At 50.8% G+C, this 18950-nt stretch carries 20 protein-coding genes and 1 pseudogene; 12 read left to right on the forward strand and 9 right to left on the reverse strand.

The features are described 5' to 3' along the window. Window positions 1-37: 37 nt before the first annotated feature. The 3 genes from DB847_RS21000 (at window position 38) to DB847_RS21010 (ending at window position 2516) form a co-directional block, all read left to right on the forward strand. Complete coding sequence (locus DB847_RS21000) at window positions 38-1711, forward strand: phosphoethanolamine transferase (RefSeq protein WP_108652425.1); 1674 nt, start codon at window positions 38-40, stop codon at window positions 1709-1711. Beyond that, window positions 1708-2067 (forward strand): diacylglycerol kinase, encoded by a 360-nt coding sequence (locus DB847_RS21005; protein WP_108652426.1) that lies wholly within the window; start codon window positions 1708-1710, stop codon window positions 2065-2067. The genes DB847_RS21000 and DB847_RS21005 overlap by 4 nt, the downstream gene beginning before the upstream one ends. A gap of 131 nt (window positions 2068-2198) precedes the next feature. After that, window positions 2199-2516 (forward strand): hypothetical protein, encoded by a 318-nt coding sequence (locus tag DB847_RS21010; RefSeq protein ID WP_108652427.1) that lies wholly within the window; start codon window positions 2199-2201, stop codon window positions 2514-2516. A 3-nt stretch (window positions 2517-2519) separates the two neighbouring features. Here the strand turns inward: DB847_RS21010 and DB847_RS21015 are convergent, their stop codons facing one another. After that, window positions 2520-3383, reverse strand: coding sequence for an alanyl-tRNA editing protein (locus tag DB847_RS21015; protein ID WP_159084780.1), 864 nt, complete (start codon window positions 3381-3383; stop codon window positions 2520-2522). A gap of 262 nt (window positions 3384-3645) precedes the next feature. On the opposite strand from DB847_RS21015, the gene rpsF reads away from it, so the two are divergent. The 6 genes from rpsF (at window position 3646) to gshA (ending at window position 8052) form a co-directional block, all read left to right on the forward strand. Beyond that, entirely contained in the window at window positions 3646-4041 is a 396-nt protein-coding gene (gene rpsF / locus DB847_RS21020; protein ID WP_108652429.1) for a 30S ribosomal protein S6, read from the forward strand. A 27-nt stretch (window positions 4042-4068) separates the two neighbouring features. After that, a complete protein-coding gene (gene rpsR / locus DB847_RS21025; protein ID WP_108652430.1) occupies window positions 4069-4296 on the forward strand; it encodes a 30S ribosomal protein S18 in 228 nt (75 codons plus the stop codon). A gap of 46 nt (window positions 4297-4342) precedes the next feature. Continuing rightward, on the forward strand, window positions 4343-4795 hold the full coding sequence (gene rplI / locus DB847_RS21030; RefSeq protein ID WP_108652431.1) for a 50S ribosomal protein L9: 453 nt from the start codon (window positions 4343-4345) through the stop codon (window positions 4793-4795). 96 nt (window positions 4796-4891) lie between these two features. After that, window positions 4892-5635 (forward strand): ferredoxin--NADP reductase, encoded by a 744-nt coding sequence (locus DB847_RS21035; protein WP_108652432.1) that lies wholly within the window; start codon window positions 4892-4894, stop codon window positions 5633-5635. 14 nt (window positions 5636-5649) lie between these two features. Further along, entirely contained in the window at window positions 5650-6249 is a 600-nt protein-coding gene (locus DB847_RS21040) for an HAD family hydrolase (protein ID WP_108652433.1), read from the forward strand. Between the two features lie 189 nt (window positions 6250-6438). Then, complete coding sequence (gene gshA, locus DB847_RS21045; RefSeq protein WP_234418455.1) at window positions 6439-8052, forward strand: glutamate--cysteine ligase; 1614 nt, start codon at window positions 6439-6441, stop codon at window positions 8050-8052. A gap of 65 nt (window positions 8053-8117) precedes the next feature. On the opposite strand, the gene DB847_RS21050 is transcribed toward gshA, so the two are convergent. Continuing rightward, window positions 8118-8522, reverse strand: a complete 405-nt coding sequence (locus tag DB847_RS21050) for a DUF4440 domain-containing protein (protein WP_108652434.1) — start codon at window positions 8520-8522, stop codon at window positions 8118-8120. A gap of 84 nt (window positions 8523-8606) precedes the next feature. Further along, window positions 8607-9361 (reverse strand): annotated as a pseudogene (locus tag DB847_RS21055) (SDR family NAD(P)-dependent oxidoreductase). A 234-nt stretch (window positions 9362-9595) separates the two neighbouring features. Between DB847_RS21055 and DB847_RS21060 the strand changes: the two are divergent. Continuing rightward, window positions 9596-10480, forward strand: a complete 885-nt coding sequence (locus tag DB847_RS21060; protein WP_108652435.1) for a LysR substrate-binding domain-containing protein — start codon at window positions 9596-9598, stop codon at window positions 10478-10480. A 107-nt stretch (window positions 10481-10587) separates the two neighbouring features. On the opposite strand, the gene DB847_RS21065 is transcribed toward DB847_RS21060, so the two are convergent. Further along, window positions 10588-11385, reverse strand: coding sequence for a substrate-binding periplasmic protein (locus DB847_RS21065; protein WP_108652436.1), 798 nt, complete (start codon window positions 11383-11385; stop codon window positions 10588-10590). A gap of 278 nt (window positions 11386-11663) precedes the next feature. Between DB847_RS21065 and DB847_RS21070 the strand changes: the two genes are divergently transcribed. After that, window positions 11664-12401, forward strand: a complete 738-nt coding sequence (locus DB847_RS21070; protein WP_199911653.1) for a type 1 glutamine amidotransferase — start codon at window positions 11664-11666, stop codon at window positions 12399-12401. A 1-nt stretch (window position 12402) separates the two neighbouring features. Here the strand turns inward: DB847_RS21070 and DB847_RS21075 are convergent, their stop codons facing one another. After that, window positions 12403-12921 carry a vacuolar protein sorting-associated family 26 protein gene (locus DB847_RS21075; RefSeq protein ID WP_108652437.1) on the reverse strand — a complete coding sequence of 173 codons (519 nt, stop codon included), beginning with the start codon at window positions 12919-12921 and terminating at the stop codon, window positions 12403-12405. 581 nt (window positions 12922-13502) lie between these two features. On the opposite strand from DB847_RS21075, the gene DB847_RS21080 reads away from it, so the two are divergent. Continuing rightward, window positions 13503-14336, forward strand: coding sequence for a Tim44 domain-containing protein (locus DB847_RS21080; RefSeq protein WP_108652438.1), 834 nt, complete (start codon window positions 13503-13505; stop codon window positions 14334-14336). A 109-nt stretch (window positions 14337-14445) separates the two neighbouring features. Here DB847_RS21080 and DB847_RS21085 read toward each other — a convergent pair whose 3' ends face one another. The 4 genes from DB847_RS21085 to DB847_RS21100 are packed head-to-tail and all read right to left on the reverse strand — an operon-like array spanning window position 14446 to window position 18947. Continuing rightward, window positions 14446-16554, reverse strand: coding sequence for an ATP-binding protein (locus DB847_RS21085; RefSeq protein ID WP_108652439.1), 2109 nt, complete (start codon window positions 16552-16554; stop codon window positions 14446-14448). Between the two features lie 45 nt (window positions 16555-16599). After that, window positions 16600-17220 carry an ABC-type transport auxiliary lipoprotein family protein gene (locus DB847_RS21090; RefSeq protein ID WP_108652440.1) on the reverse strand — a complete coding sequence of 207 codons (621 nt, stop codon included), beginning with the start codon at window positions 17218-17220 and terminating at the stop codon, window positions 16600-16602. Between the two features lies 1 nt (window position 17221). Further along, window positions 17222-18136 (reverse strand): MlaD family protein, encoded by a 915-nt coding sequence (locus tag DB847_RS21095; protein WP_159084781.1) that lies wholly within the window; start codon window positions 18134-18136, stop codon window positions 17222-17224. Further along, on the reverse strand, window positions 18123-18947 hold the full coding sequence (locus tag DB847_RS21100) for an ABC transporter ATP-binding protein (protein ID WP_108652442.1): 825 nt from the start codon (window positions 18945-18947) through the stop codon (window positions 18123-18125). The genes DB847_RS21095 and DB847_RS21100 overlap by 14 nt, the downstream gene beginning before the upstream one ends. Window positions 18948-18950: the final 3 nt, after the last annotated feature.

Consider the following 18950-nt stretch of genomic DNA (forward strand, 5'->3'; position numbering starts at 1 on the left):
CACTTTAAGCGTCACTCATGAAACCCCGGTCATACATATGACACGAGTTACCGCCTGGGAGGCATTTTTGAGTTTTTTAAGAAAACTGCATCAGGGGCAGCTGAGTATCAGCTCTCACCTGCTCACTCTGATCTATTCCTTTTTTATTATAACCTTCTGCAATTTCTCTTTGTGGAGCGATGCGCTGCATGGTCATGGAGCGGATCCTCATCCGGCAAGTCCCCTGCTTGCATTCGTGCTGTACCTGGTGCTTATTATTGTTCTCAACACCCTGCTGTCGATCGTCTCTTTTAAATACCTGCTCAAGCCGATATTAATCGTGGTGCTGTTTATCGCTGCCGGTACGGCACACTTTCTGGATAACTACGGCGTCATGATCGATAAGAACATGATCCGCAATGTGATGCAGACCGATGTTCACGAGAGCGGTGAGCTACTGACAACCCACCTGCTTGTCTACATGCTGCTGTTAGCCGTGATCCCAAGCTATGTCATCAGTCGCCTGAAGATCTCCTATCACTCCTTCTTCAAAGAGCTGGCGATTCGGGTGGTGACAGCCTTGGTCCTGCTGCTATTCGCCGGGGCTCTGATGTGGAGCCAGTACCAGGATCTGGCCTCATTTATTCGCAACAACCGCTACCTGAGGTTCGTGCTGGACCCATCGGCTCCCATCTACTATAGCTTTGGCTATCTTCGGGGAGATATTCATAAGGGCCCCATCGTTCTGAAGAAGCTCGGAACCGATGCCCACAAGGGCAAGACCCTGAGCGAGTCGAAGAAAAAGCTCCTGACGATTGTGGTCGTTGGCGAGGCGGCACGGGCACAGGAGTTCAGCCTGGATGGCTATCCACGCCAAACCAACCCCGAGCTCTCCAAACTGGATGTAGCCAGCTTCAAGCAGTTCTCAAGCTGTGGCACCGAAACCGCGGTCTCGGTTCCCTGCATGTTCTCCATCTATAATCGCAGCGATTATAGCTACGAGAAGGGGATATCAACCGAAAATGTAGTCGATGTGCTCAAGCATGCCGGATTCAACCTGCTGTGGCGCGACAATGATGGTGGCAGCAAGGCGGTCGCCGATCGGATCAAGGAGATCGATGTAGACTCCCTTGGGGATACCCGGGACTGCAAAGATGGGATGTGCAGGGATGATGCGCTGCTCTATAAGCTGCAGGACTACCTGGACAAACAGACCGGTGATACTGTGATTTTCCTGCACCAGAAGGGCAGCCATGGTCCGGCCTACTATCGCCGGGTTCCCGAGGCCTATACCCAGTTTAAGCCAATCTGCAAGTCAGCATCTTTCTCTGACTGCTCACGCCAGCAGATCATCAACTCCTATGACAACACGATCCTGTATACGGATCACCAGCTCGCGAGAGTGATCGATTTTCTCAAGAAAAATGAGGGACGTTTTAACAGCTCTATGCTGTATCTCTCCGATCATGGGGAGTCCACGGGAGAACATGGGATCTATCTGCATGGCACCCCCTACATGTTTGCTCCCAGTCAGCAGACCCATATCCCGTTTATCGCCTGGTTCTCCCCCGGTTATAAAAAGGAGATGGGGCTCAACATGCAGTGTGTCAACAAGCTGTTGAATAAGCCTTTCTCTCAGGATAACCTGTTCCATACGCTACTGGGTGTGACCGATGTGAAGAGCAAGGTCTATCAGCCCGAGATGGATATCTTCAGAGAGTGTCGCCAATGAAACCCGGTAATACAGGGCTAATCCGCATCATCAAGGCAACCGGCTACTCCCTCAAGGGATTTGCCGCCGCTTTTCGCCATGAGGCAGCCTTTCGTCAGGAGCTGTTGATGGCGGTGATCCTGATCCCACTGGCCCTGTGGCTGGGCGATAGCGGGGTCGAGCGAGCAGTGCTGATCGCCAGCGTGGTGTTGGTGATGCTCGTTGAGCTCGTCAACTCGGCGATTGAAGCCGTGGTCGATCGCATCGGCTCTGAGCGTCACGAGCTGTCGGGGCGAGCCAAAGATATCGGCTCTGCTGCGGTGATGTTGGCACTGCTATTGATGGTTGTCTGCTGGGCACTGATCCTCTGGCCCTAAACCGAAACAAACAGACCGGCTTAGGGCGGTCTGTTTGCATCTGTACCCTCTCCTTTGCGATAAACTCCCCTTGCTTCACCGCACGCATGCCGATAGAATATCAGCTCATTTTTTGACCTGGCGTTATTCTGATGTCTCTGAGATCCCTACTTTGCGCTGCACTACTGCTGATTGCCTTTTGCGGCACAGCTCAGGCTGAAAGTACGCCAAGTGCATCTCAGGATCTCATCCCGCAAACCGAGATGCACCAGCTCATCCAGAAGGGACTGGCTCAATTCAAGCAGCGTCTGGTCACCCTGACCGCTATCAAAAACTCTAAGCCCCTCATCGATTTGAGTAAGCCTGAGCCCACAAGTAACGATGACTATTTTGGCCCCACCCTGAGAGTCGATAACCCTCTGACGGAAGATCAGCAGATCTGGGTTGGGATCAAGGCGCCCCTGAGCTAATAATTAGCTCACAGTCACAACCTGAGTCTCCATTCTGAAGCCGCTCTCCTCTGCAACCAGTTTGACCTCCATTGCCTTGATCTCAGACAGGGATCGCAAATGGGTACCACCACAGGGGATCACAGCTTTCGGTTCCCCCTCCAACTGACAGTGCCAATAGCGAGAATCCAGCAGCCCCTCTCCCGCATGCTCCATCCACACCTTTGCCTCTGCGGCCTGCCACCCATTAAGTTGCTGATTAATTCGGGCTGTAATCTCAGGCAGTTGCTCCAGCGCATCGGCCGAGTTAAAACCTTTTTTGCGCAATGACTTTCCAAGGCGGTAGCGATCCAGTGATTCAAGCTCGGCAATTTTTGACTCGGTGATCGCCAGGCGATCAAAATCAATCTCTCCCAAAGCATCGCGAGCCCCGGGATCTTTGCGCCAGTACTCCCTGAGCGCCCGGTTAAGAGCCAGGGAAGCCAGGTGACAGCCGGTATGGGCCGCACTTAGCCGTGACAGGTATGCCATATCCAGCTCAAGAGTCACCTGCTGGCCAATCTCAACTTGTGGCTGACACTCCAGGAGATGAGCCGCGACAAAGACCCAGCCTTCACTGCCCACCTTCACCGGGATCTCATGCTCAAGATAGAGCTCGCCAGCTGAGTTATAGGCTCCCAGAATGCAATTGATTATCGGGTAGCTCTGCCCCTTAACCCTTAAACTTCCCCGGTCCCCCGGCTGATCCGGCCAGCGAAAATTCTCGGCATGGAACTGGGTCTTTTCAGTCACGGCTATCCAACCGCGGGCGGTTTGCTGCAGATCCAGCAGGCGGGTTTCCAGCTCAGGACAAGATGCCTCCAGGCGGGTGGGTTTCATCTCAAACATCATGCTCTCTTCATTGTGTGTATTCAACGACGGCGGTTTATCCAGTCAAAAAGGCTGTGGCTGACCCATTCAAATCCGCTATCTACCCATCCCAACAGGGTGCCACGCCAACGAATACAACTCAATCACAAAGGTTGTTGCGCCTGTGGTAGTAATTTTATACAATAGCGCGCCTTTTAAATCAGTCACATTCTATTCGTTCCTTGCCTCTTAAGGTCTGACTGAGCCTAGGCGGAGGCTGATTAATCCGTAAGGAGCAACCATGCGTCATTACGAAATCGTATTTATGGTGCATCCGGACCAGAGCGAACAGGTTCCGGGCATGATCGAGCGTTACACTGGTTCGATCAAAGAGAACGGCGGTCAAATCCACCGTCTGGAAGATTGGGGTCGTCGTCAACTGGCTTATCCAATCAACAAGCTGCACAAAGCTCACTATGTTCTGATGAACGTAGAAGCTGAGCAAGCGGTTATCGACGAGCTGGAAACTACTTTCCGCTATAACGATGCTGTACTGCGTAGCATGGTCATGCGCGTTAAAAACGCTGTAACTGAAGCTTCTATCATGGCTAAGGCCAAAGAAGAGCGTCAAGAGCGTTCTGACCGTCAAGAGCGTCAGGTTAAGCGTGAAGAGTCTCAGCAGCCTGCTGCCGAGTAAGCATTTAAGTTATAGAGGATAAGCGCAATGGCACGTTATTTCCGTCGTCGTAAGTTCTGTCGCTTCACCGCTGAAGGTGTAACTGAGATCGATTACAAAGATCTGGCGACTCTGAAAAATTATGTTACTGAGTCTGGCAAGATTGTACCTAGCCGTATCACTGGTACTCGTGCGAAGTATCAGCGTCAGCTGGCTCGCGCAATCAAGCGTGCTCGTTACCTGGCTCTGCTGCCATACACCGATCTGCACAAGTAATCGGTAGTTAGCAGGCCTAACTCCATTCATATTAAGAGGAAAGGTAATGGAAATCATTCTGTTAGATAAGTTCGCTAAACTTGGCTCACTGGGTGACAAAGTTTCTGTTAAATCTGGTTATGCTCGTAACTTCCTGATCCCACAGGGCAAGGCTGTTATGGCAACCAAAGAGAACATGGCTGCTTTCGAAGCGCGTCGTGCTGAGCTGGAAGCAAAAGCTGCTGACGATCTGACCCGTGCACAGGGCCGTCTGACTCTGCTGACCGAGATGGACACTGTCGTGATCACCACTAAAGCGGGTGACGAAGGCAAGCTGTTCGGCTCTATCGGTACTCGCGACATCGCTGATGCCGTGACTGCTAAAGGTCAGGAGCTGGCTAAGAGTGAAGTTCGTCTGCCTGAAGGCGCTCTGCGTCACACTGGTGAGTTCGAAATCACTGTTCAGCTGCACTCTGAAGTTAAGGGTGCTATCAAGCTGGAGATCGTTGCTGCCGAGTAATCTCGTCTGCCTTGATCAGAAGCTGAAAAACCCGTGCCACCTGGCGCGGGTTTTTTGTTATGGTACTGTCTATGCCAATCGTTTTAGGAACGCCCTATGGCCAACTGGATTGAAGCCACAGTCACCGAAAATCATCACTGGAACCCTCAGCTTTTTTCTCTCAAAATCTCGGCCCCACTCCAGCCTCACCTGGCCGGACAGTTCGTCAAGCTGGCGCTGGATGAAGGCGATAAGCGCGTCGCACGAGCCTACTCCTTCGTCAATGCCCCGGATAACAGAGCCCATGAATTTTTGATCATCGAGATTGATGATGGCGCCCTGACCCCCAAGCTCAACCAATTAAAACCCGGCGATAGGCTGTGGGTGACAGAGAAGCCCCAGGGTTACCTGACCCTTGATGAACTCCCTGAAGGCAAAGATCTGTGGCTGCTTGCCACAGGTACCGGCCTCGGACCATTTCTCTCTATTTTGCAGGAGTCGGGAGTCTGGGAGCGTTTTAGCAAAATTAACCTGGTCCACGGGGTACGCTTCGCTACCGATCTCGCCTACCAACCGCTGATCGCCAAGCTGCAGGCCCAATATCCGGATCGCCTGAGTTATGTCCCTGTGGTGAGCCGGGAATCCCACAATGAAGGGCTTAGCGGCAGGATCCCTGCGGCGATAGAGTCCGGAGCTCTCGAAAGCTACTGTGATACTAGCTTTACCCCTGACTCTAGCCAGGTGATGATCTGCGGCAACCCGGCGATGGTGAAAGATGCAATCACAGTCCTGAAACTCAAAGGACTGACAAAAAACCTGCGGCGTAAGCCGGGTAACATAACAGTTGAACAGTACTGGTAAGCAAGGAGTGTTTGATGGATGTAAGCTGTAAGGCGCTGATTTTTGACCTTGATGGAACCCTGGCCCATAGCATAGAGGCTCATAATCAATCCTGGGCCGAGGCTCTCAATCAATTCGAGATCCCCTTTACCCGGCAAAGGATGAATCAGCTCGGCGGGGTCTCACTCAAAGAGACGATCCGAATATTGCTTGAAGAGGCTGATATGCAGCAGGATCAGGCCGCTGTACTTGCCGCCAAGGAAGAGGCTTTTTATCGCCGGGTTGAGCAGGGTATCAGGGAGACACCACTGGTTGAGCAGGTGGTACGTTACTTCTATGGAAAGCTGCCGATGGCCGTTGGCACCGGATGTGAAACCCTGATGGCCCAGCGGGTACTGGAGGCGATGGGGATCCGCCACTACTTTGATCAGCTGGTCGGCGTAGAGCAGGTATTACATGGTAAACCTGCCCCGGATATCTTTTTGCGCTGTGCCGAGCTCCTGGATACCCAACCTGAGTGCTGCATGGTGTTTGAAGACGCCGAAGCCGGAGTCCAGGCGGGCAGAAGAGCAAAGATGCAGATCATCGATGTTCGTCAGGGCTGGCCAACGGCTGCAGAGTTACTATCTCTTTAATTCCATAAATATAGAAATACCACTTCCCCACAGCATCCATTTACGTTAAAGTGAATGCCGTTTGAGGTTGAAAAATGTTTCAGCCGCCACCATTTCTTGTTACAGAGCATGGACGCTGAGGTCTTATGCATTCTGACTGGCAGCCAGCCCCAGGGCGACTGTTCCAATTCAGCTAGCTGGAGCTATCTTGTGAGCGAATCTTGTACCAAGCAACTGGAGCAACTATCGACTCCGGAAAATATTTCCTCCCTGCGAGGGATCCGTCGTGGCATAGAAAGGGAGACACTGCGTGTCACTCCCGATGCTCATCTGGCACAGAGCCATCATCCTGCGACTTTGGGCTCAGCCCTCACCCACGCCAACATCACGACCGATTACTCTGAAAGCCTGCTGGAGTTTATCACCCCGGTCTCGGACTGTACCGAAATCCTGCTCAACCAGCTGTCGGATATTCACCATCAGGTCACCAAACAACTCGATGGCGAACTGCTGTGGCCGATGAGCATGCCCTGTATCGTCGAAGACGATGCGGGTATCCCTCTGGCCCAGTATGGCAGCTCTAATATCGGTAAGATGAAAACCCTGTACAGGGAGGGGCTACGCAACCGCTATGGCAGCAGGATGCAGGTGATTGCCGGGGTCCACTATAACTTCTCAATGCCGGATCGCTTCTGGAGCCTGCTGCAGAAGCTCAATAACAACCAGCAGCCGCTGCAGGATTTTATCTCCGACAGCTATATGGGACTGATCCGTAATTTCTACCGTTACGGCTGGCTGATCCCCTATCTGTTTGGTGCCTCTCCCAGCATCTGCCGCTCATTCGTCGAAGGCCGTGAGCAGGAGCTGCCTTTTGAGAGCTATGGCAATGGCACCCTGTTTTTACCCCATGCCACCGCGCTACGTATGTCTCGCCTGGGTTACACCAGCACAGCTCAAAGCAAGCTGGATATCTGTCACAACAGCTTACGTGGCTATATTCGCTCCCTGCAACAGGCCGCCTGCTGTAAAGAGCCTGAGTTCAGCGCAATAGGCCTTTACAACAAAGATGGCAAGCGCCTGCAGCTCAATGACAACATTCTGCAGATAGAAAATGAGCTGTATGCGCCGATCCGCCCCAAGCGCACCACTAAGCCGGGAGAAACACCTCTGGAGGCCCTGCACTCTCGTGGTATCGAGTATATTGAGGTCCGCTCTTTGGATATTAACCCATTCAATCCCCTTGGGATTGGTGAAGAGGAGATCCGCTTCCTTGATGAGTTCCTGATCTGGTGCCTGCTCACCCCATCGGCTCCGCTGACCCAATCGGAGACCACTGCCAATCGGAGTAACTTTGAGAAAGTGGTTCTCGAGGGGCGCAAGAGCGGACTAGAGCTTGAGCTGAATGGGCAGTCGATCGGGCTTCAGGATTGGGCGAAAGAGATCTTTAATCAGCTCAAACCTATCGCGCAGTTGTTGGATAAGTCAGTGTGCCGGGATGCTTATCTCAAGAGCTGGCAGCAGCAACTCAACAAGATTGAGGAACCTGAGCTGACCCCATCGGCGCTCCTGCTGGCAGAGTTTAAGCGCCGGGGTGGCAAGATGACCGAGCTTGCGATGGAGCTTGCTCAGGAGTACCGCCAGGATCTGCTGAACCGGGATTACGGCTACTTTGATGCCAACTACTTCAATGAAGAGCGCGAGCGCTCATTGCAGCAACAGCGGCAAATCGAAGCCACCGACAACATCAGCTTTGAGGCATTTCTTGAGAACTACTTCGACAAGCTCCAAGGCAAATACCAGCCTCAACATCTGACCAAGGAATAACCTCAGGCAGGATAAAATCTCAGGGGCCATCATGCGCCCCTGAACAAATTAGTGTGGATAGATAATCAACCCTTTACCGAAGTTTCATGCAGATACCGCCAACATAATTGCCCATCAGTTAACTCCATGATGGCAGTTGCCCATCGCTGGCTTATGACATCGTTTTGAGAATGCACCTCTCGGTAGCAAACAACTGCATTATCTTCTATTACAGTAATCACTTCTATTGAGTCAATATCAATCTTTAACCCCTCTCTCTTTCCCATGTTATTTATAAACATCTCATTTACCTGAGTTAAGCCTATCCTCTGTCCCTCAGTAGTGACCATTTCAAAATCATCAAGGAAATAGCTATTAATTTTTTCAAGTGCACCATCGATTAAAGGCTCTTTATTTATAAAGATGTCTTCTATTAGCTCATGGATATCAATAATGCTTTTCTTTGCCTGAAACTCTAGGTTATTTTTCATCAATTGCGCCTTTTACTTAATTTATAGTAAGAATATCATTCACTAATCATTTAGAAGATCAAATAAGTCATGAATAAGATATCTTTAACGAAGATATAATCCACCATTAATATCTATCGTCGTTCCGGTAATCGATGATGCATCGGGCGATGCTAATATGGCCGTCATCTTAGAAATATATCCGGGGTCACCATGCTTTCCTACTGGAATTGAGTTATTAATCTTTTGAATCTCCTCAGAAGATAGGATTTCTCGATTCAACTCAACATCCAGAGGACCAGGTGCTATGGCGTTTACAGTAATCCCCTGTGATGCTAACTCACGTGCAAATACTTTTGTTAGAGTAATGATCCCCCCTTAGATGCCGCGTAGTGGGCACCGGTTGCTGAGCCCCCGTTCTGGCCAGCCAGTGAAGAGATGTTAATTATTCTCCCATAATTATTATCTTTAAAATAACTACCGAAAACCTGACTCCCTAAAAAAACACTCAATAGATTTGTTGAGCTAACATCCAAAAATTCATCCGGGGAGATATCAAATATTGGCGTCGTACTTGTACGGGCGGCATTATTAACTAGCACCCCCACTCCTCCAAATCTCTCTGCAACTAGTTTTAAAGCAGATTCAAACCCAGACTTGTCTGTCACATCCAATCTTATAGCAATTGAAGAACCACCATCTTTATTGATCCTATGCGATAATTTTTTTGCTCGTTCTAAATCAATATCTGTTATGGCAACATGATACCCAGAGTCTGCTAGCTCTTTAGAAATAGACTCACCCAGACCTCGCCCAGCTCCGGTGATTACTGCGACATTTTGATAATTAAGTGTTTTCATTACTCACCTTCATTAAATGGTGTTTTTTATTAGTTTAATACCCTATCAGCTACAGCATGAGCTGAATAAATTAATAGAGTAAATATGATGCATAGGAAAATTAACACTTTCTCAATCATCGTGAGAGAAGATAAGTTAGCAAGAGTGGTTATGCTTTCTGTTTGACTATTCTAATAATATCTGTTTATCTATCAATATTCGAATTATCAATTAATAATTACTCTAGAGGTAATAATGAAGCAGTTCCAGGGACTCTACGAGTTTGTGTCTGTTGCTGAAAAGCTCAGCTTTAAACTTGCCGCTGAGGCACTTGGCGTTTCACCAGCCCAAGTCAGTCGCCAAATCTCAACCCTGGAACAAAGACTCGGGGTCAAGCTCCTGTACCGCTCCACCCGACAGGTGGCCTTAACCGAATCTGGCGGTATCTATTATGATTACTGCAGCAAGATCATTGAACAAATAGACGAGGCAGAGAGTGCGATAAGCCAGCTCCAGCAGAACCCCATGGGCTTACTACGCGTCACGGCTCCTCATGCCTATGGAGAGCAGGTCGTCTCACCACTTCTCAATCAATTTGTAATGCAATATCCAGAACTCAAACTCTGGCTACAGCTTTCTAACCAGGTCATCGATCTGGTCCAGGAGGGCATTGATCTTGGTATTAGAATTGGCAACCTGACTGACTCCAGCATGATTGCGCGTCGTCTGACCGAACGCTCCTTGCACCTGGTTGCCACTCCTGACTACCTGGCTAAATTTACAAAGCCAAACTCTATTAGAGAGTTGGTGAATCACAGCTGCCTGGCACGGTTTAATCAGGCATGGAGCCTGAAAATTGATGGCAAAGAGCAAAGCTATAAGCCAAAAGGAAAGCTTAGTAGTGATAGTGCTCAGGCACTTCTTAATGCTTGCCTGGAAGGACTTGGCATCGCTCAACTTCCGAACTACTATCTTGACAGTTACCTGGCATCAGGAGAGTTGATCCCATTACTTGAGGCACACCAGCCTGATCCTGAAGGTATCTGGGCAATCTACCCTCATAACCGCCAGCTATCACCCAAAGTGAAGTGTGCCGTCGACTTTCTGCAGGAGCGGATTCAGGGCACTATAGATAAATAGGGAAAATATCAGCAAACCCGACCATATAGCCAAGAAAGCTGTAGTAAGCAGGGTCTTACTCGTTGTAGATCACTATCGTCAGATGAAACTGATCTGAGATCAGCTAATTAGTTTACGAGCTCAACCATCTCCTCCTTCATAAGAGAGTCGTATGCCTCCTGTAATTTAAGCTTAATCGAATCAGGGGTCGCCAGGCTGAGCGCTATGTATGGAGGGGTTCTGAAAAGAGGCATAACATGAACGGCTCGGTTGGGATCCCAGCCATAGTGGGAAAATTCCGACTTCATGGTGGAGTCATCGAAGGCGATCATGTCGAACCTGTCATAGAAGAACATCTTGATGGTCAACTCAACCGCATGAGGTGTATACAGGTTATGAAAACCATTGTCTTGTAGCCACAAGTGATCCATTGAGTCCTTATTGGCCCCGATCCTATAGCTCTTAGCCTCCTGCAAAGTGATAGGGCTGATATGCTTATTCTTTTTCAGCCTATACAGAGAAGTAACTCCCCCACGCCCCAGGGGCCTGACCCACTTAAACAGTTTCTCGCGAGTTGGGATCCGGATGATGGTATAGATCATGACACTTTTATCTTCCTGGGCCATTCGATACGCCCTTGCCCATGGGTAAACCTTGATCTGATACTTGATTCCTGCACGCTCCAGAACCTTCTTCACTATCTCGGTTGACAGCCCTTTAACCTCGCCAAACTCCTCATAATTATATGGCCGCCAGTTTTCAGTCACCACCAATAGCTCCTCTGAATGGCTATTCAGCGAGCAGGAGAGCAGAGGCAATAGCAGCAACAGTCGCATCCGTTTAACACGACTGCGGATAACATGACCCAGTCGAGAAAAGTGTCCCATTCGTAAACGATCGGTGAACCAGGTGGGGATATTACTCATGCCAGCTCTCCATGCCGGGATGAATCCAGATCAATTCATCGCTTCGATAGCTCATCCTCTCTTGATTATTGTCCCGAACCACAGATAGCTCCAATTTTCACAGGGCACTTCGGATCCGGCCAATCGCTTCTCTTGGCAGGCTCTCACAGGTGGCACCCAACCCAACTAAGGTTAGGCACTGATATTTGCAAACTGTTGCACTCTTCTTTCAACTTCTGGAATATAGAACACTGCCCTTCCTGCCCGGGAAGAACTCAGTCAGTTCAGGGAGTATCGATTTGAAAAAAAAGGAATTTAAGGGATTACTGCTGCAGATCCGCGATCAGCGTAAGGTCCGCCTAGAGGAGTGGGAAAGCTTTGCCTGTTTAAGTGGCCTGGCCCTTGAACAGCTGGATATTCTCAACGTGTTTGATACCCCGCACTTTGATGCCGATGTGCTCCAGGGGTATGACGCTCTGTTCGTCGGCGGTGCCAGCGAGGCGAACGTTCTGCAGCCCGATAAATACCCCTTTGTTGGCAGTGCCCAGCGGCTGCTTGTGGAGTGCCTTGACTCTGAGCTTCCGGTCTTTGCCTCCTGCTTTGGCTATCAACTGGCAGTGTTAGCCCTGGGAGGTGAGATCATCCACCAGCAGCAGGACTTTGAGATGGGCAGTGTGCCTATCTCTTTAACCCGTGAGGCACGTCAGGATCCTCTTTTCTCAAGGGTTGATGATCCCTTTATGGCGATCTCCGTCCATCAGCAAAAATCCCTGCAGTGTCCCCCGGGCTGTGTCTCTCTTGCCTATACTCAGCAGTGTCACCACGCCTTTCGGGTCAAGGATAAACCCTTCTGGGCATTTCAGTTCCACCCAGAGGTCGACCGGGCAACCCTGGTGGAGCGGCTAACCTTCTATAAAGACAAATACACCACGAATGATGCCCACCTCGATGAGGTTTTGAAGAGCACGGTTGAAACTCCCGAGTCCAACGCCCTGCCTCGAATATTTACAGACTGGGTGGTATCACAGAAGAGCTGACTCAGGGGAGTTGGATCTCGATATCCTTGCGCGTGACCAGATCCGCTCCGCTGGCATCAAGCCTTGCAACCAGCTCCCAAGAGAGCCTGGCGTCCTCCCCGGGTTGAATCAGCTCGGCCCAGGCTTTCAGAGAATGCCGACTGCCCCTGACCGGTTGAAGATTCTCTTCAGAAAGCCTGAACATAAAATCATATGATCTCTCGTCGGCTGGCTCATAGTTGCCCCCCTCATCCAGCAGCAACTCCTGTCGATAAAGGGTCTCCTTGAACTCCCTGACTCGATCCCCCTGACTGCGGCGAGCCCTCTTTATGCAGTGCAAGTTAATCTTGAGCCGATTCCCCCGGATCTGACGTTTGGCCTTGACCCTGAGCCTGCCACTCACCGGCTGCTGCGGACTGAAGGGACCAGGCTCACACTCTATGGTTAGCTCCCCCTTGCTGCGTCTTAACAGGATCAACCCAAGGGTACCTCCCACCACAAGGATAAAAGCAAACAAGATCATCAGATTATCAAATGGCATGTAAATATCTCCTGACAGGGAGCCGCGCTCGGCAACACGAGCCGATGAAAGATACCTCTTTACCTGACAGTATGTATCCCAACCTCTTTAAGGAGAACATTTTCTCAGCAGGGTCGACAACAGTATGGAAAGGATCCGGACAATAAAAAACGGCAACCCGGGATGAGTTGCCGTTTACTACCAGACTTTCAAAATGTTAATGCTACCTCTTAGGTAGGACGGTGTTTCACAATGTTAGGCCAAGGGGTTGGCTTTCTCATTCTCTTCTGCCGGATATAAGCAGGGTTATCTCAACATTTCTAACCAACGGTGATTGGCCCTTCTGGCTGCTCGAAATATTGATGCGAGCAAGATTTAAATTACGCCCTTCCTCCGTCACTTCAATAGTTATCTTCTCCAGATGAGATCCCGATCACAGAGCTTTTTCACTCCTTCCCGGGTCAGCTTGCTTCTGCCGGGATAAGTTGGCAATTAAAAGTGAATTTAACCAATCACTTCAGGAACTTTTTGAGAAAAACTCTCATCAAAGATATGGGGAGAGATCTCCTTATATCCATATCAAAAAAGAGAGCACATAACCTATGAAAAAATTTTTGTCTGTAGTGGCGATACTTTTTGCCTTTACACTCACGACAGCAACCGCAGAGGCGAAGAAATTCGGAGGGAGCCGCTCCTTTGGCAAGAGCTATAAAACTGCTCCGGCCCAACCTAAGAATGGTGCAACCAGCCAAGCCCAACAGAAAACCCAATCAAACAGCAAGAAAGGGCTGATGGGCGGCCTGCTGGGAGGCCTCCTGGCCGGTGGCCTGTTGGCGGCCCTGATGGGTGGAGCCTTTGAAGGCTTCAAGATGATGGACTTTTTGATCATGGCGGTGATCGCCTTCGTGCTGTTCCGCATTTTCAGAAGCATCATGCAGGCCAAAGCCGGCGCCATGAAACAGCAGCAGCCAGCCTACGCAGCCAACACGCAGCAGCGCACCTCTGAACTGAACTGGGGACAGCAATCCTCAGCGGCAGCCACTTCTGATCCCCATGTACCTTTTAACCTGCCCCAGGGATTCAATCTGGATGCATTTCTGGAGGGAGCCCGCGACCACTACAACACACTGCAGCAGGCCTGGAACAGCAATGATTTTTCCAAGATCCAGGAGTATGTGACCCCGGAACTCTACAACCTTCTCAAAGAGGAGCGTGCAACCCTCAAGGGAGAGCAGCACACCGAGGTCATGTACCTTAACTGTGAGCTGGTTCGAGCCGATCAAACCGCGAGTGCATCTCAGCTCAGCGTACTGTTCACTGGTCGTTATCGCGATGCCAAGAGCGGCGAAGAGGAGGATATTAAAGAGGTATGGCACCTGGAGCGCGCCCTGAATCAGAGCAACGCTCCCTGGCTCATCGTCGGTATTGAGCAGTAATTATCACACCAGAGCCCCGCAGGAGAAGTCCAATCCGGGGCTCTGAGCCCAAGACTTCAGGGGCTGCAGCTTCACATTGGAAGCCTCTGCAACCCCTGCTATGGAAGTCTTACCTTTTCCCGGTAGGAGGCTGCAGCTGCTCAATGGCACAGGCAAGCCTGACGAAATCTTTTTCGCTTGGATAGGGTAATAGATCTTCTAAATCTTCAACCATGGCGCGGATCCCTACCAACCCAACATTCGCCGCACAGCCCTTCAGGGCATGCAGCAGGTAACTGAGTTGCTCGGTATCCTCCTCTATAAAGGCATCATGGGCCTTTCGGTAGAGCCCTATCAGCTCATGATGAGCCAACTCCATTAAATCAGGCTCTGCGTGGAAGTGAGTGGCTGTATCCACCCGAGGGGCGCTATGCAGGGTTACTCCGCGCGCTTGCTGAAACACGCAGGCCTTTTCCACGACCCTGGCCAGCTGCATCAGGGTCACCGGCTTAACCAGGTAATCATTCATCAGCTCCTCAAGAAGCGCACTTCGCTCAACCGGGTGAGCATTGGCAGTTAATGCCACTATGTAGCAGCCAGGATCCAGTACCTCTGCAAGCTCTCTGCGCCAGAGCCGGGTCACTTCTACCCCATCAATATCTGGCAGGCGAATATCCATCAGCACCAGATCAAACACCTGCTCCTGTGCTATCTTTAACGCCTCTTGCCCACTTCGTGCCTGCACAACCCTCTGCCCAAGCTTGGTTAACATTTTGCAAGTCAACTCTCGGTTGGTCGCGATATCATCCACCAGCAGGATATTAAGCTCTGCCGTTTGCAGCTGCTCCTGAGGCTCAGGGGATAAAACCAGGGCTGAGTCCTCTCCGGGCTCCACGGTCTCAGGCAGTTCGACTGGCAGTGTCAGGGTGAAAGTTGAACCGAGCCCAACTTCACTTTCAACGGTCAGATCGCCTCCCATCATCTGGGCAAGCTTCGAGCTGATGGCCAGGCCTAATCCTGAACCGGACTGGAGATCCGGTGCCTGACGATAGGGCCTGAAGATCAGCGGTAGCTGATCGGGCTCAATCCCCACTCCCGTGTCCCGAACCCTGAGCCGTAACTGCTGTTGATCACGTTCCAGGGTGAGCACGACGCCTCCCTCTGTGGTGAAATTGATAGCGTTGGACAGCAGGTTGATCAGAATCTGTTTTAGCCTTAGTCCATCACAAACCATGCTCTGGGGAATATCGGAAAAATCATTGAGAGTAAGATACAAGCGCTTACGGATTGCGCGCGATTCCACGACCTTCAAGGATTCCTGAGCCAGCTTTACGATTGAATATGGCTTACAGGTCAGAGCCATCTCCCCGGCTTCAATCCTGGAAAAGTCCAGGATGTTGTTTATCAGTGACAGCAAAGACTCGGTGCAGTGCTCGGCGGTCTGGGTCATCCCAAGCTGCTCCCGGTTAAGGCCGGACAGCTTGAGCAACTCCAGAGCCCCCACCACCCCATTGAGCGGGGTGCGGATCTCATGGCTGACATCGGTGAGATACTCACTCTTGCGCTGGTTGGCTATCTCGGCGGCTTGCCTTGCGATCTCTGACTGCTGCAGCGCCCGGCTGCTCTCATCAAGCTGTTGGTTGAGCTGCTTAAGTCTTTCGTACTTTTGCGCCAGGTGATGACCTATTTCTGCGACAATAATCATCAGTGGCAGGAAGAGAAAAAAGAAGTTTCCGATGATCGAAACCCAGGTCGCCGTTGCTTTATAATCAAGCCCACGCGAAAGGGGGGTTGGGTCCACACTAGTGACCGTCAGGTACCCGACCCCGGACATAAGTAGCATGCAGATCGCTGCCGTCACATAAGCACTGCGCCTGCCGAGGAAAATAAGTGCCACCAGAATCGCACCTATGATATCTCTCTCAAGAGAGATCACCGTCCCCCAGACCAGATACTCATAAACCGCCAGGACGATAAAAAAGAAGATAAACAGGAAAGCTTTAAGCTGATAGTTCAGCCAGCGATAGCTCAAAGAGGTAATAAAAACGCTGACCATGCCAATGGTCGACAGCGTATAACTTGGGCTCCAGCCAACAAAGTAGGCACGGGTAAAAAGGAGGCAAGTCGCCAGTAAAACAAGGAGCCCGATAAGTCGCCATGCTCGATTTAATAGAGTCTCCTGAATCTCTCTATGCTCAGCAACTCCTGTTACTGGGTGATTCGGTTTGTTATCGCTCATGGCCTTCTCAAATTAGCCCGCTGTCTCGGGGAATACTATTAGTTATCAAGGTTCAGGTTGTGCTTTAAGGCTGGCGATCAGCCACTGATTGATCTCTGATGCCAGCTGCAGGCTTGCCTGGCTGCTGGCTTTAACCATCCCTTCGGGGCTCACGATGGCGGAGCTCTCGATTTTAAACTCTTTTTGTCCAATCACTTTGCCAGTGCGATTATCTTTCAGGGTACAGGCGACCTCCAGCAGCAACTGACTCTGCTTATCTAAAAGCATCAGGCTGTTAAGATGACTCATCAAGCTGTAATTGCTAAAGCCTATATAGCCGCCGGGAACGACAAACAAACCGGCGTGTTGAGTCAGGTACTGATTGAGCAGTCCGGTCAGCATATTTTGCGGCGGAGCTACCCACTGGTGACTGGCGTAGCTGCCAAGGGAGTACTCCCCCTGGCTGAAATACATCGCCTTACCATTAAAGGGTTCACTGGCGGTCATTCGCTGCAGCAGTAAGATCGGCTGCTTGTTTGGAGCAACGACCCCAGAGGTCGATGATTCGGACTTAGGGAGCACCAGCTGGTATTGAGTCATGGCGGGCTGCTGGACCGGCTCAAGGGCACAGCCACTCAGGGCGAACAGAACCGTCATGCTTAAAAGAGCCATTAGCAAATGTCGCATATTATTTCTCTCCTGGTCCCGGGGCCTTGGGCGCCTGACCTCGTACCAGGGCCGATGGATTATTGTTAATCGTCTCAAGCAGCAACTCCAGCTGGCGAGAGGTGTTGTTTACCCGCTGCAGAGTCTGGCCTAGGGTTGGCAGTATGGTCTGGTTCATTCCCTGGACCGTTGTATTGTTGAGGCTCTTGCTTAACGCCGTCAGCTCCTGACTCGCCTTGGCGATATCCTTGGAGGTCTGCCCGATATTTTGCATCATCTGACCCATGTTGCCGCTATTGGCTGAGACATTGGCCAAAATCTTGTCAAGGCTCGCCAGGCTGTGGGCAATGTGCTGATTGCTTTTGGAAAAAGCAGAGGTAACATCGGCAAGATTGTTGAGGATCTGCTGCAAATTATTGGCATTTTTCTCATTCACCAACTCCCCGATCTGATCGGTCACTTTCGCGATGTTTTTTGAGATATCCATCACCTGACTGGTCACGCTGTTAAACAGGGAGGGGTGTGTCGGGATCCTGGGATAGGGCGCCTCGGTGCTGGGTGGGCGTAATACCCCTTTCGCCTCATCTTTATCGATCTGCAGCCCCACATAGTTGAGGCCCGTGATCCCCTGGGGCACCAAAGTGGCATAGGTGGCCATGGTAATAGGTGAGCCCTCTGCGATATCCAGGTAGACATCCACATTGCTTGGATTGTGGCGGTCCAGCTTGATTTGCCGCACCTTACCGATCGCAACCCCGTTAAACTTAACGTCTGAACCTATATTGAGCCCATCCACAGACTCATGAAATACGGCAACATAAGTGTAATATGTTACCGACTGCAACCCACGCGCCAGCCAGAATCCGATAAAGATCAGGACAAAGGTCGCCAGGATGATAAAGAAACCGACAAAGATGTAGCGGCTATTGTTGTTCATGCAAGATCTCCTGTGGATCACTGTCATGCTTTTGGAAACATTGAGCTGCCTTGCCCCGCGGCCCGTTAAAAAAATCATAGAGGGTCTTATAGCGCGTCTCTTTGGCCGCATCCTCGACACTGCTATGCACCAGCACCCGCTTTTGCCCGAGGTAGACCACCTCATCGACAATTCCCCAGATGGTATCCAGGTCATGGGTGATGATGATCACCGTCAGATCCAAAGACTCCTGAAGCCCCTTGATCAGCTGATCCAGCTCATAGGCACCCTGAGGATCGAGTCCCGCAGAGGGCTCATCTAAAAATATGATTTTAGGATCCAGCGCCAGGGTTCGCGCCAGGGCGGTTCGCTTGAGCATCCCCCCGCTCAGCTCTGCCGGCATTTTAGCAAAGCTGCTTTCGCTGAGCCCAACCATTTTGAGCTTCAACTTGGCAATGTTCTCAATATGCCGGTTATCAAAATTGGTATATTCACTAAGCGGAAACATCACATTCTCCAGCACGGTCAGGGATGAAAACAGAGCGCCCTGCTGAAACATCATCCCCATGTGGCTGGTGAATTTTTTGATCTGGAGCTCAGATAAAGGGATGCCGGCAATCTGCTCTCCATACAGGTAGATCCCGCCCTCAGTCACCTGCTGTAGCATCAGGATCTCACGGATCAGGGTGGTTTTGCCGCAGCCACTATCCCCAATGATAGCGATGATCCGCCGCTCGCGGATCTCCAGGTCCAGATTTTTATGCACCCAAAGGTCATCAAAACAGGTTCCAAGACCCTCAACCCGGATGATCACCTCATTTTGCTGCTCCATCCT

Origin of the sequence: Dongshaea marina, assembly GCF_003072645.1 — a bacterium.
Lineage (GTDB): Bacteria > Pseudomonadota > Gammaproteobacteria > Enterobacterales > Aeromonadaceae > Dongshaea > Dongshaea marina.

What these genes read in the sequence shown, in the direction of transcription:
- DB847_RS21010 (WP_108652427.1), top strand. Translation starts at nt 2,199, where the DNA reads ATGTCTCTGAGATCCCTACTTTGCGCTGCACTACTGCTGATTGCCTTT.
- DB847_RS21035 (WP_108652432.1), top strand. Translation starts at nt 4,892, where the DNA reads ATGGCCAACTGGATTGAAGCCACAGTCACCGAAAATCATCACTGGAAC.
- DB847_RS21080 (WP_108652438.1), top strand. Translation starts at nt 13,503, where the DNA reads ATGAAAAAATTTTTGTCTGTAGTGGCGATACTTTTTGCCTTTACACTC.
- DB847_RS21015 (WP_159084780.1), bottom strand. Translation starts at nt 3,383, where the DNA reads ATGTTTGAGATGAAACCCACCCGCCTGGAGGCATCTTGTCCTGAGCTG.
- DB847_RS21085 (WP_108652439.1), bottom strand. Translation starts at nt 16,554, where the DNA reads ATGAGCGATAACAAACCGAATCACCCAGTAACAGGAGTTGCTGAGCAT.
- DB847_RS21060 (WP_108652435.1), top strand. Translation starts at nt 9,596, where the DNA reads ATGAAGCAGTTCCAGGGACTCTACGAGTTTGTGTCTGTTGCTGAAAAG.
- rpsF (WP_108652429.1), top strand. Translation starts at nt 3,646, where the DNA reads ATGCGTCATTACGAAATCGTATTTATGGTGCATCCGGACCAGAGCGAA.
- DB847_RS21095 (WP_159084781.1), bottom strand. Translation starts at nt 18,136, where the DNA reads ATGAACAACAATAGCCGCTACATCTTTGTCGGTTTCTTTATCATCCTG.
- DB847_RS21000 (WP_108652425.1), top strand. Translation starts at nt 38, where the DNA reads ATGACACGAGTTACCGCCTGGGAGGCATTTTTGAGTTTTTTAAGAAAA.
- DB847_RS21100 (WP_108652442.1), bottom strand. Translation starts at nt 18,947, where the DNA reads ATGGAGCAGCAAAATGAGGTGATCATCCGGGTTGAGGGTCTTGGAACC.
- DB847_RS21090 (WP_108652440.1), bottom strand. Translation starts at nt 17,220, where the DNA reads ATGCGACATTTGCTAATGGCTCTTTTAAGCATGACGGTTCTGTTCGCC.
- DB847_RS21065 (WP_108652436.1), bottom strand. Translation starts at nt 11,385, where the DNA reads ATGAGTAATATCCCCACCTGGTTCACCGATCGTTTACGAATGGGACAC.
- DB847_RS21050 (WP_108652434.1), bottom strand. Translation starts at nt 8,522, where the DNA reads ATGAAAAATAACCTAGAGTTTCAGGCAAAGAAAAGCATTATTGATATC.
- DB847_RS21075 (WP_108652437.1), bottom strand. Translation starts at nt 12,921, where the DNA reads ATGCCATTTGATAATCTGATGATCTTGTTTGCTTTTATCCTTGTGGTG.
- rplI (WP_108652431.1), top strand. Translation starts at nt 4,343, where the DNA reads ATGGAAATCATTCTGTTAGATAAGTTCGCTAAACTTGGCTCACTGGGT.
- DB847_RS21005 (WP_108652426.1), top strand. Translation starts at nt 1,708, where the DNA reads ATGAAACCCGGTAATACAGGGCTAATCCGCATCATCAAGGCAACCGGC.
- rpsR (WP_108652430.1), top strand. Translation starts at nt 4,069, where the DNA reads ATGGCACGTTATTTCCGTCGTCGTAAGTTCTGTCGCTTCACCGCTGAA.
- DB847_RS21040 (WP_108652433.1), top strand. Translation starts at nt 5,650, where the DNA reads ATGGATGTAAGCTGTAAGGCGCTGATTTTTGACCTTGATGGAACCCTG.